Origin of the sequence: Caballeronia sp. INDeC2 (assembly GCF_023631325.1) — a bacterium.
Lineage (GTDB): Bacteria > Pseudomonadota > Gammaproteobacteria > Burkholderiales > Burkholderiaceae > Caballeronia.
The window spans coordinates 32,897-48,888 of sequence record NZ_JALQDG010000032.1 but is presented as its reverse complement, the minus strand read 5'-3'; the positions used below and the strand labels follow the sequence as shown (position 1 = coordinate 48,888).

Genomic DNA, 15,992 nt, shown 5'->3' with positions numbered 1-15,992 from the left:
TCTCCGTCAAATGCCGATTCTTCAGTCACCTATAATCAAATATTATGGAAGCATCCGAACTCAAGATTCGCCAGATCGAGGCCTTTCGCGCGGTGATGCTGCGCCATACGGTGACGCGCGCGGCCGAGTCGCTGCACATTTCGCAGCCGGCCGTGAGCCGCCTCATCGCCGATCTGGAGAGCCGCGTCGGCTTCGTGCTGTTCGACCGGCTTCAGGGCCGGCTTGTCCCGACCGCCGAGGCGCGCGTGCTGTTCGAGGAAGTGGAGCGCGCGTTCGTCGGGATGGACCGCATCGCGCAGGCCGCGCAGCAGATTCGCGCGATGCGGCGCGGTTCGCTGCGCGTGGCCGGGTCGCCCGCTGTCGCGCTCGATCTGCTGCCGGCGGTAATCACGCGCTTCGTGGAGCGTCACGCGGGCATCGACGTGAATCTGCTTGCGCACAGCGCCACGACGGTGGTGGAGAAAGTGGCGTCCGGCCAATGCGATGTCGGGCTGATCGCGGAGCCGATTCCGCATCCGGCCGTGAAGAGCGAGCGGCTGGCGAACGCGGTCATGCGCTGCATCGTGCCGCGTGGGCATCGTCTTGCGCGCAAGGCGTCGTTGCGTCCCGCGGATTTGCGCGGCGAGCGCTTCATCTCGTTTCCGCAGAGCTTCGATGCACGTAGCGCCATCGATCGCGTCTTCGTGGAAGCGGGCGTGACGCGCGATCTCGTGATCGAAGCGCAGCTTTCGCAGGCCATCGTGGCGCTGGTCGCGAACGGCGCGGGCGTTGCGCTGATCGATCCGGTCACCGCGTCGTATGCGCGGCAGCGCGTGGCGGTGAAGGCCTTCGCGCCTGCCGTGCCCGATCACTTCTATATCGTGACCAATGCATCGCAGCCGCGGTCGGCGGTGGCCGAGACGTTCTGCGCGGACGTGCGAGAGGCGTTCGAGTTAGCGATAGCCGACGCGTGAACTGGCTTTCACCAAAGCCTGGTCGCGCACCGGGGCAAGCGCCTCGCCGACCACTTTGTCGTTCCGAGCCGGCGGCAGGGTTCACCGGCGTTCACGGTGTTGCCTGATGCCTTGCGTTATGCCGGCTGAGTTGGCAGATAGCGGAAGGAGTGGATCATCATCGGCGCATCGAGCTGTTCTCCGCAGTCGTGGATTACCAGTAGAAGCTCGTTCATTGTCATCCAAGCATATTTGGGAGTCTTAGCGCATGAATCTCATGAAGACACTGGTCATCGGAAACTCAGGCTCGGGAAAAAGTTGGCTGGCGCAGAGAATCGCCACGCGGATCGGTGGCAACTGGATCGATCTCGACGTGCTCAACTGGGAGCCGGGCGGCTACAGCATCGCGCGGAAGCGGGAAGACGTGATCGCGATGGCGCGTGATGCGGCTAGCAAGGAACGCTGGGTGATGGAGGGTATCTACGGCTGGATCGTGTCACCGATTCTCTCGAGCGCGACTGCATTGGTCTGGATAAACATCGACGAATCTGATTGCGTCGCCAATATTCGCCAACGCGGCATCCGCGGCGGGGCGACTCAACAATCGTTTGCAGACTTGCTGCAATGGGCACAAACGTACCGGTCGCGTACGGGCTCTAGCTCGTATGTCGCCCACGAGGCGGTTTTCACTTCGTTTCCCACGGACAAGCGATGCCTGAGAACGAGGGGCGACGTGCGCTCGTTCGCGGAGCGAATCGAATAAAAGCGCCTCGCGCGGGATGCGGCACGCGCGGCAGCGACACTCGAGTGAACGCGCGCAGACCGCCGACGGCTGTATCGCCCATCGACGCGCGGCGTGCGCGACGTCATTCCTTCCCGACCGCCTTCGATACTTCGGCGGGCGTCTGGAACTCCTGCTCCGGCAGTCCCTCCAGCACCGACATCACTTCCTCGCCGGCGCCGTGCTTCTTCGCCGTATCGATGATGGTCTGTCTGTCGGCCGGATAGTCGATGCCTTTCAGCGCCTTCTGCACTTCGAGAAACACGCTGAGTCCACCGCCATTCGATTGCTCGTTTGCCATTGCGTCTCTCCTTGAACGTGGGTCGAGCGCAAGACTGAGCGCCGCCTTGAACCAGCGCAATCGCCGTTCCGGCACGCGCGAAAAACTCGGCACCGCAATTGCTGAATGAAAGGCAGATGCATCGACATCCAGTCGATCATCGAACGTCTTATTCAAGGAGCGCGTCATGAGCACGTCTGCACAGAATCCCGAGCAAGAAAAGCCCGAAGAAGGCGATGAAACCTTCACCACCGATATCTCCGAATCCGACGACGAAGGTACGACGATCCGCGAAGCGGAAGTGAGCGAAGGCGACCTCACCGAAACAAAGCCGGGTGAGGGCCCGGCCACGCGCGAAAGCGGCGACGCCGGCGTTTGAATACGCGCTGCATCTATCGCCGTAAATCGAACGGCACTTCCTTCAGTTCGGTCTGGAGAGAAGTGCCGGACTCCCACGCATTCGCGCCCGGCGCGATATCCGGCACGGGGATGTCGTAGCGTTTGCGTTTTCTGTCATCGTGCGACACCTTGAGGCGCTTGTCGCGTTCGGCGACGGCCGCTTCGTCCACCTGTCCGTCCTGCGTGAAGCCCATCATGAGTTGGGGCGCGCCGTAGGGGAAATCGTCCCGATCGATCTGCCAGTTGTGGAACGTTTTGCCGTACGTGTTCACGAGATCCTTGAAGTACGCACGTTCGGCGAGCTCGGGAATGCCAGGCGCGACGAGAACGCCCGACTTTACCTCGTAATGGTGACTGTGCCAAAGCCGCTTCTCTTCGTCGGGCAGCTGCAAAAAGCGCTCTTCGGGAATGATGTATTCGATGCCGATGAGGCGCGCCCCCGGCGCGTTCGAATCGAAGATCACGCACTGATGCAAGTCGCGTCGCAGATGGATGCAGAAGTGATGCGCTTCGACTTGCCGGCCCATGTCGTCGGCGTAGAAGTGAAAGCCGTTGAGCCATGTGCTCATCGCCTGGAGCGGATACTTCGGCTGCATGACGCCGGCAGCCAGATCCAGCGCGCGATGTTTGGCCGAATGCCCGGCGCCCACGCTCATCACACCAGCCGCGCGACGCGCGATCAACGCGGTTGCAGCCGCGGCAAGACCGGTGATCAGGCCGGCGGCGAACGGCGCGAAGCCGTCGGTTTCCTCGGGTCGATAGCTCATGGATCGCCTCCCGTGATGGAGTCAGCGCCGTTGGCGCAGCAATCGTCGTTCCGGAAACGGATGGACCCGCGCGCCTCACTCCGCCCGCTGCAAAATCGTCCAATACTTTCGAAAACGAAACGCATAGCATGCTCTCCAACATCAATTCTTCAGGAGAGGGACATTGCTAGTGCATACCGAAGCACCCGAGGCCGACGCGCGGAAAACCCCGCAGAAGCGGGAGCGTTGTGTGATCGTCGTCGATGAAGCGTTGCCGCCCGGTAAAGCGTCGAACGCCGCAGCTGTGGTCGCGTTCACGCTGGGCCAGCGTCATAGTCATCTGGTCGGTGCGCCTTTGATCGAGCGGGACGGCACGGCGCATCCCGGGCTCATTCCCATCGGCATTCCGGTATTGAAGGCAAGTGCGCTCCAACTGAGCGAGCTTCGCCAAAAATCGCTCGCGCACTGTGACGTAGTGGACTTTCCCGTACAAGGGCAGGCCACCACGGATTACGCCATGTTCCTCGACGCCGTTCAAACGCACGCGGGCGAATCGCTTCAGTATCTGGCGGTCGGAGTGGTCGGGGCCAGGAACCGTGTGAGCAAACTGGTCGGCGGTTTTTCGCTGTTTGCATGATGGAAGCGCGAGTTGCATCGGAACTCATCGGTCGGATCTGGTCTATCGGGTTGAACCGCCCCGATAAGCGCAACGCGCTCGACGGTCTGATGTTCGACGCGCTCGCGAACTCGCTGCGCCTGGCGCAAGGCGACGAGCGCGTGCACTGCTTGCTGCTGCAAGGTACCCGCGACAGCTTCTGCTCCGGGCACGACACCGCCGCGTTCGGTACGCTATGGCCGCAAGCCGGCGACGGCGCGATCCGTCGATGCATCGCGGCGTTCGCCGAGCAGCCGAAGCCGCTGATTGCCGCGGTCAATGGCGCTGCAGTGGGATTCGGCGCCACGATGCTGCTACACGCCGACTGGGTGGCCGCCGGCGAGCGCGCGACTTTCCGGTTCCCGTTTTCCGATCTCGGCATCGTGCCCGAAGCGGGCGCGACCGCGTTGCTGGCACGCAGGGTAGGCGATCTCACCGCACGCGACTGGCTGATGAGCGGACGCGCCATAACAGCATCGGAAGCCTTGCAGCGCGGATTCGTTTCCCGCGTTGTGCCGGACGCGGACGTGCGCGCGGTTGCAAACGACTACGCTCTGCGTCTCGCCGCCAAACCGCCGAGCGCTTTGCAGATCGCGCGGCGTTTGATCCTGGAAGGCGAGACGTTACCGGCGCAAGAAGCGATCGAGCGAGAGTTCTTTCATCTCAACGCCTTCATTTCATCGCGCATCCGGAGATCGATTCCTCATGGCTAGAGTTCACCTCGTTCACGCTCACCCCGAGCCGCAATCGTTCTGTTCGGCAATGGCCCGCGAAGCCGAACGCGTACTGAAGTCGCGCAATCACGATTTGAGCTTTTCAGACCTGTATGCGCTCGACTTCGATCCCGTGGTTCGCGCCAGCGACTTCCCCGAACGCGGCAACAGCGACTATCTTGTCTATGCACTGGAACAACGGCATGCGCTCGAGCACGATGCACTTGCACCCGATGTCCGGCGAGAAGTCGAAGCGTTGCTGGCCAGCGATACGCTCATGCTCGTATTCCCGCTTTACTGGTTCTCCGTGCCCGCGCTGATCAAGGGCTGGATCGACCGCTGCTTCCTGTCGGGCGCAATGTATGGCGGCAAGCGCATCTACGGACGCGGCGGCATGACCGGCAAGCGCGCTGTGATCGGCGTGAGCCTGGGCGGACGGGAACACATGTTCGGTGCGCAAGGCATTCACGGCGAACTGGCGAGCGGCATGCTGCGTCATCTGCTGCAAGGCACGTTGGGCTATGTGGGTTATGACGTGATCGAGCCGTTCTTTGCGTGGCACGTTCCCTATTGCTCGGACGCCGAGCGGGCCGACACACTGGCGCGCTGGTGCGAGTTCATCGATAGCCTCGAGACGCAACCGCGTATCGCAATGCCGCGGCTAGAGAATTATGATGATGTGTTCAGAGCACTTCCACGGACTGTTTCCTCATGAAAGCGACATCGGCGAATCGTTCGGTCAAGGTCTGGCGCGCCCCCGATGTCATGGACGCCGTCATGCTCAAGGGACAGTTCGTCGGCCATCGATACCCGCCGCACGCGCACGATACGCATTGCCTCGCGGTGATCACCGGCGGGGCATTGGCCGTCGAGGTTCGGGGACAGCGGCGTATATGCCGGCGCGGTGACGTCATCGTCATCGATGCCGACGTGGTGCATTCAGGCGCCGCCGCCGGCGATGGTCAATGGAAGATGCGCGTCGAACACGTGCAGCCCGCGGAACTGGCTGCGTACTGCGACCGGCTCGGCATTGCGCGGCGCGAGCGATTCGAACTGGCCAGCCCGTTTGTCGTCGACGATGCACTGTCGCGGCATCTCTACGGCGTGAACTGGTGCTCCGAAAAAGACGACGATCCCTTCAAGCGTAGCGAAGTCCTGGCGAGCGCCGTCCTCAGCCTGTAAGAGCGCCACGCGAGGCGCTCCGACGGCCTGCCCGCCGTGCGCAGCGAGCCTGCGCTGGTGCGTGCCGTAAGACGCCGTTTGCGCGACGACCTTCATGCAAAGGTGACGCTATCGACGCTCGCCTGCGAGTTTGAAGTGACGCCGTTCGTGCTGCTGCGCGCTTTCGTGCGGGAAGCGGGACTCAGCCCCCACGCCTTTCAGCAACAGGAGCGCTTGCGTGCAGCGATGCCGATGTTGCGCGACGGCAGGCCCATCGCAGAGGTCGGCGCGCGCACCGGCTTTGCGGATCAGTCGCACTTCACGCGCGTGTTCAAGCAGTTGACCGGCGTGACGCCGAAGGTCTATCAGTCCGCGCTTTCCTGATCGTTCGACCAATATTCGGTACGCGCATCGGGTCAACCCTGATTGTTCCGACGCACCTCGTTCGGTTACCTTCAACATCATACGTATGATCTAGAAGGAATAGCCGACGATGCCAACCTTGCACCGCCAAGTGCTGAACCGGATGGGCGAGCAAATCTGCGCGGGCAAATTCGCGCCGGGCGACATCCTGCCCGCCGAAGACGAACTTGCTCAACTGATGAAGGTGAGTCGAATAACCATCCGCGAGACGATGAAGTCGCTGTCCGCGAAGGGCATGCTCCAGGTGCGGCGCCGCCACGGCACGATCGTGCTGCCGCGCTCTCACTGGCAACTGTTCGATCCCGACGTGATCACGTGGCGCGCGCGCGCCGGAGCCGTCGATGCCGATCTCATCCGCGACCTCATGGAATTGCGCACGATCATCGAGCCGAATGCCGCGAAGCTCGCGGCCAGGCGCGCGACGCCCGATGACCGTATCGCGGTGCGGCGCGCGTTCAAGGCGATGGAGCGCGCCGTCGCCGGGCAAGGCGAATACGTGCCCGCGGACCTCGCCTTTCATGGCGCGATCCTCACCGCTTGTCACAACCAGTTCGTCCAGCAGATGCAGAACGCGCTCTCAGCGATCTTGCGCACGAGCTTCGAGTTGAGCTCGGAAATCGAGGGCGGCCCCGCGCGCTCGCTGCCGATGCACGAAGCGTTGTGCGTCGCCATCGAAAAGGGCGATGCACATGCGGCCGAAGAGGCCGTGCTCACGCTGATCGAACGCGCGCAAAAGGACTTCGACGATCGCGCGGCGCTTCATCGCACCGCCAACGACAAGCCGTTGTAGCACCGCATCTCCGTTACGAAACGACAAGGACCGCAGCCTGCGAAAGCGGGCTGTGCGGGCGCGTTCGCGTCCTCGATCTGAACGCATCACATCAAGGAAACACGCATGAACAAGTTGTTCGATTTGAGCGGCCGCACGGCGCTCGTCACCGGCTCGGCGCGCGGCATCGGCTATGCGCTCGTGGAAGGACTCGCGGCGGCGGGTGCGCGCGTCATCGTCAACGGCACGAAAGCCGAGACCGTCGATATCGCGGTGAGCCGCTTGCAGTCGCAAGGTTTCGACGCACGCGGCCAGGCGTTCGACGTCACCGATGAAGCATCCGTCGCCGCCGCATTCGCGGCATGGGATGCACAGGGCGTCGAGGTGGACATCGTCGTGAACAACGCGGGTATCCAGTTCCGCAAGCCGATGATCGAACTCGCGCTCGCCGACTGGCAGCGCGTGATCGACACCAATCTGACGAGCGCGTTCATCGTCGCGAAGGAGGCGGCGCGGCGCATGATCGAGCGCAAGTGCGGCGGCAAGATCATCAACATCGGTTCGCTGACGAGCGAAGCCGCGCGCGCGACCGTCGCGCCCTACACGGCCGCGAAGGGCGGCATCAAGATGCTCACCCGCGCGATGAGCGCCGAATGGGCGTCCTTCGACATTCAGGCGAACGCGATCGGTCCCGGCTACATCCTGACCGACATGAATCAGGCGCTCGTCGACAACGCGAGCTTCGATGCGTGGGTGAAGAGCAGCAACCCGTCGCAACGCTGGGGCAAGCCCGAAGAACTCGTCGGCACGGCGGTATATCTCGCGTCGCCCGCATCGAGCTATGTGAACGGACAAATCATTTACGTCGATGGCGGCTGGCTCGCCGTGCTTTGACATCGGAGACATCATGGACAACATCAAGACAGTCGCGCCGCAAAGATGGTGGCATCTCATGCCGATCATCTTCATCACGTATAGCCTCGCTTATCTGGATCGAGCGAATTACGGCTTCGCGGCGGCGGCGGGCATCGATAGAGATCTCGGCATCACGTCCGCGACTTCATCGCTGATCGGCTCGCTCTTCTTCCTCGGCTACTGCCTGTTTCAAGTGCCAGGCGCGATCTACGCGCAGAAGAACAGCGTCAAGAAGCTCATCTTCGCGAGCCTGATTTTGTGGGGCGTGTGCGCCGCCGCGACCGGCATGGTCAGCAACATTCCGATGCTGATGGTGCTGCGCTTCATGCTCGGCATCGTCGAAGCAGCGGTGATGCCGTCGATGCTCATGTACATCAGCCGATGGTTCACGCGCACCGAACGCTCGCGCGCGAACACGTTTCTGATTCTCGGCAACCCGGTGACGGTGCTGTGGATGTCGATCGTGTCCGGCTACCTCGTGCGCAACTTCGGCTGGCGAGAGATGTTCGTGATCGAAGGCGTGCCCGCGATTCTGTGGGCGATCGTGTGGTGGTTCACGGTGAAGGATCGTCCGGCCGACGCGCCGTGGATGAGCGACAAGGAGAAGGCCGATTTCGCCGCGATCCTCAAGTCCGAGCAGGCGCATATCGCGCCGGTGCGCGATTACAAGGCGGCGTTCCGTTCGTCCATCGTGCTCAAGTGCTGCGCGATTCACGCGTTGTGGAGCATCGGCGTGTACGGCTTCATCATGTGGCTGCCGTCTATATTGAAGTCGGCATCGAAGACGATCGATATCGTGTCGGTCGGCTGGCTCTCCGCCGTGCCGTATCTCGCGGCCATCGTGTTGATGTTGATCGCGTCGTATCTGTCGGACAAGACGCGCAACCGCAAGCTCTTCGTGTGGCCCTTGCTGTTGATCGGCACGATCGCTTTCGTCGGTTCGTATCTCGTCGGCACCTCGAATTTCTGGCTGTCGTTTGCGCTGCTCGTAATCGCGGGTGCGACGATGTATGCGCCGTACGGACCGTTCTTCGCGCTCGTGCCCGAGCTGATTCCGAGCAACGTGCTCGGCGGCGCGATCGGTCTGATCAACGCGTGCGGCGCGCTCGGCGCGTTCCTCGGCGCGTGGCTCGTCGGTTATCTGAACGGCGCGACGGGCAGTCCTTCCGCATCGTACGTGTTCATGGCCGCAGCTTTGCTCGCGTCGGTCGTGCTCATGATGCTCGTGCCCGCGCAGACGGGCCAGCGATCGACACCCCGGGGAGGCGCGGGCACGAAGTCCGATGCCGTGTCTTCCGCCATCGTGGAATAAGGCAATGGCAACGCTCATCACCGATATCAAGGTCATTCTGACCGCGCCGGAAGGCATCAATCTCATCGTCGTCAAGGTCGAGACGAATCAGCCCGGCTTGTACGGGCTGGGCTGTGCGACGTTCGCATACCGGCATCTCGCGGTCAAATGTCTGATCGAGGAATACTTGCGGCCTTTGCTCATCGGGCGCGATGCGGATGCGATCGAAGAGCTCTGGCAGTTGATGCATCAGAACGCGTACTGGCGCAATGGTCCGATCGAAAACAACGCGATTTCAGGTGTCGACATGGCGTTGTGGGACATCAAGGGCAAGCTCGCGAACATGCCGCTCTATCAGTTGTTCGGCGGCAAGGTGCGCGAAGGCGTGCCGATCTATCGTCATGCCGACGGCCGCGATCTGAACGAACTCTGCGAGAACATCCAGCGCTATCGCGAGCAGGGCATCACGCACATTCGCTGTCAGAGCGGAGGATACGGCGGCGGCGCGTTCGGCCGCGCGCCGTCGAATGCGCCCGAAGGCGCGGCGGACGGTATCTATCTCGATAGCCGCAAGTACATCCGCGAAACGCTCAAACTCTTCGATGGCATCCGCAGCAAGGTCGGATTCGATGTCGCGTTATGTCACGACGTGCACGAGCGTCTGAAGCCGGTCGAAGCGATCCGCCTCGCGTGCGAACTCGAGCCTTACGAGCTGTTCTTTCTCGAAGACGCGATTTCGCTGGAAGAGGGCGAATGGATGCGCCGGTTGCGCGAAAAGACCACGACGCCGCTGGCGCAAGGCGAGCTTTTCAACAATCCGTACGAATGGCGCTTTTTGATTACGGAACGTCTGATCGATTTCATTCGCGTGCATCTGAGTCAGATCGGCGGCATCACCGCGGCACGCAAGCTGCAGATTTTCGCGGAGCAGTTCGGCGTGCGCACGGCCTGGCATGGTCCGGGCGACATGTCGCCGCTCGCGCATGCCGCGAACATTCATATCGATCTGGCCTCGCGCAATTTCGGCGTGCAGGAATGGTCGGGCACGCAACCGCCGAACTTCGTCATTCAAGAACTCAAAGGACCGCGCGAGGCGTTGCTCGATGTGTTTCCCGGGCTGCCGGCGTTTCGCAATGGCTTCGTCTACGCGAACGACAAAGCGGGACTGGGCGTCGATCTCGACGAGAACGAAGCGGCGAAGTATCCGTGCGAGCGCGAAGTCACGCGATGGACGCAGACGCGTTTGATGGATGGCGGGTTGCAAACGCCTTGATCGTAGGCGTCGTGGATGTGCAATGCGCGGATCACGCGGGCGACGCGCATTTTGAACACCGCATACAATCACGCGAATCGCCTTTTGCATTAAAAAAACCATGACCCACTTTCGCCCCGTCAGGCTGGAGCACGCCAGCCGCCTCATCAATCACGGTCCAACCGTGCTCGTCACTAGTGCGCACGGCGGACGGCGCAACGTGATGGCCGCCGCCTGGTCGATGCCGGTGGAGTTCACGCCGCCGCGTGTCGCCGTCGTGATCGACAAACACACCTACACGCGCGAACTGGCCGCCGCGAGCGGCACGTTCGGCCTCATCGTGCCGGGCGCGGCGATGATCGATCTCACTTACGCGGTGGGCTCGACGAGCGGGCGCGAGATCGACAAGTTCGAAGCCTTCGGCATCGAGACGGTGGCCGGGCCGGTGCTCGGCCTGCCGCTCATCGAGACGAACTGCGCGGCGTGGCTCGAATGCAAACTCATCGACGAAAAGCACACGGAAGACGCCTACGACACCTGTTTTGCGGAAGTCGTCGCGGCCGCGGCCGATGCGCGCGTGTTCGTCGACGGACACTGGATCGTCGACGACTCGAATCAGCCGCTGCACACGATTCACCATCTGGGCGCGGGCAAGTTCGTGAGCGCGTCGTCGATGAAGCAGGCTAAGCCGCTCACGCGCTGACATCCATCTCCAGCCCCGCACGCGAGGGCTCAAGTTTTCCCGTTTCCCCGTCGATAAAGAGACGTCGACCGCGAAAGACCGAAAGGCTATTCGCGGCGGCGCTTTTGAGCGCGCGATCCGTCATTCGATTCGGACGCGCGCGATAGATGGGCGAGGACAGGTCTCGTAGGCGACCGCTCGCACCGTCAGGGGAATGGGGCGAAGTATGAAACAGCGTTTTTCGGTCGTGCGGTTCCTGATTTATCTCGTCGGCTTCACGAGTCTCCCGATGCTGAGACTCGCCGTTGCGCCGGACGGGCAGGGCGGCATCACCGCGTTCGCCGCGAGCGTGGCCACGCTCGCTGCGGGGTACATGGTGTATTACGCGTCGTCGGAAGGCTATTTGCGCAATCTGATCAGCGGCGTCGCGGTCTATCTCGCGCTCGCGGCCGTGGTGGCCGCATGTCCGCCTTTCGTGCTCGTGCTGGCGTTCTGGTCGGTCACGAGCCTCGTGAAGCAGCGGCGCGCGCTGCTCGTTCACGCGATATCGAGCATCGCGCTCTTCGTCCTGATTTTCCCGATGCCGTTCGCCCAGCGTATCGGCATGCCCGAACTGGCGGGCGCGCCTGCGGGCATCGCGTATACGGGTTTCGCGATTGCGTGGTCCGCGTGGGCGTCGCGCAGTCCGTTGAAACTCGGTCTCTTCAAGTTCGCGACGATGCTGCTCGCGGTGCCTCTGATCGCATCGTTCGTGGCGCTGGTGGGCGGCGGGATGTTCAGCCGCCCCGAGCGGCGCGTGCGCACCTCGCTGATGCGCGCGCGCAAGGCGCTGACGCTGGCGTTGCCCGCGCCGGAGATCGCCGTGCAAAGAGAGGTCGTCGTCGAATGATCGGAGTTCACGCGCACGGGCGAGCGTGACGCCGTCGATCTCGCTGTGATAAAAAAGTGCAGGTTGCAGACCGTCACAGGAGACGCAATGACTTCCCCCCGGCGCGAAGAGATCGACCAGAAAGCCCCGCACGAGCCGCTGACTTCCTACTATTCCGACGAACCCGGCAGGCGCAACTGGCTGCGCGGCATGTTCGACCGCACCGCGTCGGACTACGACGCCATCGAGCGCGCAATGGCCTTCGGCTCCGGCCCGTGGTATCGCAACCGGGCGTTGCGTTCGGCGGGTCTCGCGCGCGGCATGCGGGTGCTCGACGTCGGCATGGGCACCGGGCTCGTCACGAAGGAAGCGGTCGCGATCACGGGCGATCCGGCGCTCGTCACGGGCGTCGATCCGAGTGCGGGCATGGTCGGCGAGGCGCATCTTCCGATCGGCGTGGAGACGCGCATCGGCACCGCCGAGGATCTGCCGTGCGACAGCGCCGCCTACGATTTCCTCAGCATGGGTTTCGCGCTGCGCCACGTCAGCGATCTCGCCAAAGCCTTCGACGAATATTTCCGCGTGCTCGCGCCCGGCGGACGGCTCTGCGTGCTCGAAATCACGCGCCCCGCGCATGGCGTCGGCGTCGCGGCACTGAAGTTCTACATGCGCGGCGTCGTGCCGATGATCGCGCGCATCGTCGGAAAGAAAGGGGAAAGCGTCGAACTGATGCGCTATTACTGGGACACGATCGAGGCGTGTGTGCCGCCCGACACGGTGATTGCAGCGATCAGACGCGCGGGCTTCGCGAACGTGCGCCGCGATGTCGAACTCGGCATCTTCTCGGCTTATTGCGCGACGAAACCGGCGGCCTGAGCCGCGTCGAGAATCACGGCGGCGCGTCCGCTCAAGAGCAATCGTCCCGCGCAGTGAACGGTGAAGCGGTACAGCACGGTGTTGTCGTCGCCGCCCATGCGTTCGGCGTCGATATCGAGCGGGCCGTCGAGCGTGTCGAGCCGGTCGACGTGCGTCTGAACGCTACGCACGCTCGTCAGCATGCCCACGCGCGGCCGCCTGCCTTCCTCGCCGACGAGCGCTCCATGCACCGCCATCGCCTGCGCGGCGTATTCGATGCCGCACACCGACGCGAGCCGTCCTTTCGAGCGCAGCGGATTGTCCGCGTGCAGATGACTCGTCGCGGTGCAGCGGATGCGTTGCGCATCCCACGCGGCGACGGCATCGAGCAGACACATCGCGCCGCCATGCGGAATGCGCGCGGCGATCCAGTCGCGATCGAGAATCTGCGCGGCCGTCATGATGGGTCGATATTCACGGCGAGGCGCGTGTCGTCGAGATAATCGAGCACGACATGCGATGCTTTCCCGCACGCCAGCGCTTCGAGCAAGGGCAACGCGCGCGCGGCGGGATTCGACAGACGCAGCGCTTCGACATCGGTATCGGCGAAGATGGACGCGTTGGCATCCGTGAGATGCGCCTCGATGCACGCGAGCGTGCGTGCGCTCTTCTGCGGCGCAAGCACCAGCGCGACGCCGAACGCATCCGTGATCGGACGCGCATGGCGCAATGGTTCCGGATAGTCCGTGTCATACGCGACGAGCAGCGTCGCGGCGCCATCGACGCTCACTTGCGCGAGGCTCTCCAGCAAGCCCGCCGCGAAGCTGCCGTCGTACGCGCACAGCACGTTCGATGCGGCCATCGCGCGCGTCGCGATGCTCCAGTAGCCCGCGGGCGCGTTGTGGACGGAGTTGTGAAAGCGTGTCGGCGAGAGTTGCGGTTCGCCGCTCGCGAGGGTTTCGCAGATCGCGTGAAAATTCCCGCCATCGCCGCCCGATGCCGCGAACACGGCGGCGAGCGTCGCGGCGTCGCGGCCGCTTTGCGCAACCGCTTCGTGCGCAGCCGCGAGCGCCGCGCGCACGACCGGCCCGGTGCGGCGGCGTTCGGCCGAAGGCAGGCTCGCGGGCGCGGGCAGCACGGTCTGCGCGGCGGTTCGCGCGGTGCGCTGCGCCAGCACGCCGGCGGTCTGAGGCCAGTCCGCGAGTCCCGGCCCGATCACGCCGACGCCTTCAATATAAGCACGCAAAGGAGTCATGCCGCGCCCGCTCCCTTGCGTCCGAACACGAGACTGCAGTTCGTACCGCCGAAGCCGAACGAGTTGGACAGCACCGCGCGCAACGGCGCGTCGCGGGTTTCGAGCACGTAGTCGAGGCCGAGCGCGGGGTCCGGCTCGCTCGTGTTGGCGCCCGCCGGAATCATCTGATGCCGCAAGGCGAGCGCCGCGATCACCGCTTCGAGCGCGCCCGCCGCGCCGAGCGTGTGACCCGTCGCGCCTTTGGTCGAACTGCATGGCACGCGGTCGAACAGGCTCGCGAGCGCGCGGCTTTCGGCGGCGTCGTTGCTGGGCGTCGCCGTGCCGTGCAGATTCACGTAGCCGATATCGCGCGCATCGAGGCCGGCGCTTGCGAGCGCCTGTTCCATCGCCATGCGCGCGCCGAGCCCTTCGGGATGCGGCGACGACATGTGATACGCATCGCTCGATTCGCCGATGCCGAGCAGACGAATCGCGTCGTCATCGGCGTGATGGGTTCCATCGCGTTCGAGCAAGCCGAACGCCGCCGCCTCGCCGATGGAAATGCCGTCGCGCTTCACGTCGAACGGTTTGCACGGTCCCGGCGCGAGCAGTTCGAGCGAGTTGAAGCCGTAGAGCGTCGTGAGACAGAGCGTATCGACGCCGCCGACCACGGCTGCATCGATCAGACCGGTTTCCAGCATGCGCCGCGCCGACCCGAAAACCTTCGCCCCCGACGAACATGCCGACGACACCGACGCCGCCGGTCCGCGCAGCCCGAAGTACGCGCGCACGAAGCCGGCGAGCGAATAGGGATTGTGCGTGGTCGCGTAATTGAAATCGGCGGGCAGCGCGCCGGTTTGCGCGTCGCGCCGCTGATAGGCGAGCTCGGTTTCCAGAATGCCCGCCGTGCTCGTGCCCATGAAGACGCCGACGCGTTGCGCGCCGTATCGTTCGATTGCTTCGCGCACGCGTTCGTCGAAGCCGTCCTGCGTCATCGCCAGTTGCGCGAGCCGGTTGTTGCGGCAGTCGAATTCGGCGAGATCCGCGCGGACCGGCGCGCTCTCGATGCCCGCGACACGGCCGGTGAACGTGCGCAGCACGGCGTCTTCGAAATCACACGGTGCGAGTCCGCTGCGCGCGTCCGACAGCGCGGCGAGCGTCGCGTCGAGGCCCCGACCGGCGCAACTCGTGGCGGTGAAATGCGTAAGCAGAAGAGGGTTCACTACGGGCTGAATTCCCTATGTCCGGTGGCGTTCGAAAACGATGAATTGTAACAAACGGGCCTTTCGCGCCGGGCGCGGACGTCAGTCGGCGGGTCTCGCAATCAGCAGACGATTCGCCGCGTGCGTGCCGTTGCCCATCGGGTGGATCTTCGCCGTGAAGCGCAGGTCGCGAAGCAGCGCGAGCCATTGCGCCTCGCTGCGGACCGTCAGCCCATCGGTGCGCCCCGAACGGGCGAATTGCATGCCGATATCGACGGCGCGATCGACGCTCGCGCGCCAGCCCGCATCTGCATCGCTGACGCGCAACAGCAGCACGCCGCCCGAAGCGAGACTCGCGCGCACGCGGCGCAGAACGGCTTCCTGCGCGTTCGCATCGACGTAATGCAGCACGTCGCACGCGACGACGACATCCGCCTGCGGAAACGGCGCCACGCGAATGTCGTCGCAGACGAAGCGAACGCGCGCCGCGTGCTCCCGCAAGGCGATGCGCGCCCGGTCCACGTCGCGCGGCGTCAGGTCGATGCCGTGTATCGATCGCGGCGCGGGCGGCGCGGGCCAGCGCGCGGGCCAAGCAAGATGGGCGTTATCGCGATGCCACGCGTGCGCGCCGATCAGCCACGCGGCGAGCAAGCCTTGGCCGCTGCCGAGATCAAGGATGCGCGCGCCGTCCGGAATCGCGCCGTGCGCGAGGATGTAGGCGAAGAACGGATCGTGACGCAGTTTGGCCGACGCGAAGTGCCACGCGAAGCGGCCCGCGGCGCGGTAGGGACGGCTGGCGGTTTCAATGAGCGCGTTCGGCACCATGCGGGCAGT

At 63.9% G+C, this 15,992-nt stretch carries 21 protein-coding genes; 15 read left to right on the top strand and 6 right to left on the bottom strand.

Annotated features, from left to right (window positions below):
• The first annotated feature begins 44 nt into the window (after positions 1-44).
• Positions 45-953: a LysR substrate-binding domain-containing protein gene (locus NCS28_RS21820; protein ID WP_250515856.1), complete on the top strand. Its 909-nt coding sequence runs from the start codon at positions 45-47 to the stop codon at positions 951-953.
• Between the two features lie 247 nt (positions 954-1,200).
• Positions 1,201-1,695 (top strand): P-loop NTPase family protein, encoded by a 495-nt coding sequence (locus tag NCS28_RS21815; RefSeq protein WP_250515855.1) that lies wholly within the window; start codon positions 1,201-1,203, stop codon positions 1,693-1,695.
• A 103-nt stretch (positions 1,696-1,798) separates the two neighbouring features.
• Here the strand turns inward: NCS28_RS21815 and NCS28_RS21810 are convergent, their stop codons facing one another.
• Entirely contained in the window at positions 1,799-2,014 is a 216-nt protein-coding gene (locus NCS28_RS21810; RefSeq protein WP_250515854.1) for a DUF2795 domain-containing protein, read from the bottom strand.
• A gap of 166 nt (positions 2,015-2,180) precedes the next feature.
• Between NCS28_RS21810 and NCS28_RS21805 the strand changes: the two genes are divergently transcribed.
• The gene (locus NCS28_RS21805) at positions 2,181-2,372 is read left to right on the top strand and encodes a hypothetical protein (RefSeq protein ID WP_250515853.1); all 192 of its coding nucleotides are present in this window, start codon (positions 2,181-2,183) and stop codon (positions 2,370-2,372) included.
• 13 nt (positions 2,373-2,385) lie between these two features.
• On the opposite strand, the gene NCS28_RS21800 is transcribed toward NCS28_RS21805, so the two are convergent.
• Complete coding sequence (locus NCS28_RS21800; protein WP_250515852.1) at positions 2,386-3,159, bottom strand: OBAP family protein; 774 nt, start codon at positions 3,157-3,159, stop codon at positions 2,386-2,388.
• Positions 3,160-3,328: 169 nt separating this feature from the next.
• Here NCS28_RS21800 and NCS28_RS21795 point away from each other — a divergent pair, with 169 nt between their 5' ends.
• From NCS28_RS21795 to NCS28_RS21740, 12 genes are all read left to right on the top strand, one after another.
• Complete coding sequence (locus tag NCS28_RS21795) at positions 3,329-3,775, top strand: DUF2000 domain-containing protein (RefSeq protein WP_250515876.1); 447 nt, start codon at positions 3,329-3,331, stop codon at positions 3,773-3,775.
• A complete protein-coding gene (locus NCS28_RS21790) occupies positions 3,772-4,506 on the top strand; it encodes an enoyl-CoA hydratase-related protein (RefSeq protein ID WP_250515851.1) in 735 nt (244 codons plus the stop codon). The genes NCS28_RS21795 and NCS28_RS21790 overlap by 4 nt, the downstream gene beginning before the upstream one ends.
• Positions 4,499-5,221 carry an NAD(P)H-dependent oxidoreductase gene (locus tag NCS28_RS21785; protein ID WP_250515850.1) on the top strand — a complete coding sequence of 241 codons (723 nt, stop codon included), beginning with the start codon at positions 4,499-4,501 and terminating at the stop codon, positions 5,219-5,221. Before NCS28_RS21790 ends, NCS28_RS21785 begins: the two co-directional genes overlap by 8 nt.
• Positions 5,222-5,283: 62 nt before the next feature.
• Positions 5,284-5,688, top strand: a complete 405-nt coding sequence (locus tag NCS28_RS21780; RefSeq protein WP_250515849.1) for an AraC family ligand binding domain-containing protein — start codon at positions 5,284-5,286, stop codon at positions 5,686-5,688.
• 57 nt (positions 5,689-5,745) lie between these two features.
• The gene (locus NCS28_RS21775) at positions 5,746-6,051 is read left to right on the top strand and encodes a helix-turn-helix transcriptional regulator (protein WP_250515848.1); all 306 of its coding nucleotides are present in this window, start codon (positions 5,746-5,748) and stop codon (positions 6,049-6,051) included.
• A gap of 109 nt (positions 6,052-6,160) precedes the next feature.
• Positions 6,161-6,880: a FadR/GntR family transcriptional regulator gene (locus NCS28_RS21770; protein ID WP_250515847.1), complete on the top strand. Its 720-nt coding sequence runs from the start codon at positions 6,161-6,163 to the stop codon at positions 6,878-6,880.
• A 105-nt stretch (positions 6,881-6,985) separates the two neighbouring features.
• Entirely contained in the window at positions 6,986-7,753 is a 768-nt protein-coding gene (locus NCS28_RS21765) for an SDR family oxidoreductase (RefSeq protein ID WP_250515846.1), read from the top strand.
• Between the two features lie 13 nt (positions 7,754-7,766).
• Positions 7,767-9,086, top strand: coding sequence for an MFS transporter (locus tag NCS28_RS21760; RefSeq protein ID WP_250515845.1), 1,320 nt, complete (start codon positions 7,767-7,769; stop codon positions 9,084-9,086).
• Positions 9,087-9,090: 4 nt separating this feature from the next.
• Positions 9,091-10,338 carry an enolase C-terminal domain-like protein gene (locus NCS28_RS21755; RefSeq protein WP_250515844.1) on the top strand — a complete coding sequence of 416 codons (1,248 nt, stop codon included), beginning with the start codon at positions 9,091-9,093 and terminating at the stop codon, positions 10,336-10,338.
• Positions 10,339-10,438: 100 nt separating this feature from the next.
• The gene (locus tag NCS28_RS21750; RefSeq protein WP_250515843.1) at positions 10,439-11,020 is read left to right on the top strand and encodes a flavin reductase family protein; all 582 of its coding nucleotides are present in this window, start codon (positions 10,439-10,441) and stop codon (positions 11,018-11,020) included.
• 205 nt (positions 11,021-11,225) lie between these two features.
• Positions 11,226-11,888, top strand: a complete 663-nt coding sequence (locus NCS28_RS21745) for a hypothetical protein (RefSeq protein ID WP_250515842.1) — start codon at positions 11,226-11,228, stop codon at positions 11,886-11,888.
• 87 nt (positions 11,889-11,975) lie between these two features.
• A complete protein-coding gene (locus tag NCS28_RS21740) occupies positions 11,976-12,743 on the top strand; it encodes a class I SAM-dependent methyltransferase (RefSeq protein WP_250515841.1) in 768 nt (255 codons plus the stop codon).
• Here the strand turns inward: NCS28_RS21740 and NCS28_RS21735 are convergent.
• From NCS28_RS21735 to NCS28_RS21720, 4 genes are all read right to left on the bottom strand, one after another.
• The gene (locus NCS28_RS21735; protein ID WP_250515840.1) at positions 12,716-13,183 is read right to left on the bottom strand and encodes a hotdog family protein; all 468 of its coding nucleotides are present in this window, start codon (positions 13,181-13,183) and stop codon (positions 12,716-12,718) included. The genes NCS28_RS21740 and NCS28_RS21735 overlap by 28 nt on opposite strands.
• Positions 13,180-13,977 carry a beta-ketoacyl synthase chain length factor gene (locus NCS28_RS21730; RefSeq protein ID WP_250515839.1) on the bottom strand — a complete coding sequence of 266 codons (798 nt, stop codon included), beginning with the start codon at positions 13,975-13,977 and terminating at the stop codon, positions 13,180-13,182. Before NCS28_RS21730 ends, NCS28_RS21735 begins: the two co-directional genes overlap by 4 nt.
• Positions 13,974-15,179, bottom strand: coding sequence for a beta-ketoacyl-[acyl-carrier-protein] synthase family protein (locus NCS28_RS21725; RefSeq protein ID WP_250515838.1), 1,206 nt, complete (start codon positions 15,177-15,179; stop codon positions 13,974-13,976). The genes NCS28_RS21730 and NCS28_RS21725 overlap by 4 nt, the downstream gene beginning before the upstream one ends.
• Positions 15,180-15,260: 81 nt before the next feature.
• Positions 15,261-15,983, bottom strand: a complete 723-nt coding sequence (locus NCS28_RS21720) for a class I SAM-dependent methyltransferase (protein ID WP_250515837.1) — start codon at positions 15,981-15,983, stop codon at positions 15,261-15,263.
• Between the last annotated feature and the right edge of the window lie 9 nt (positions 15,984-15,992).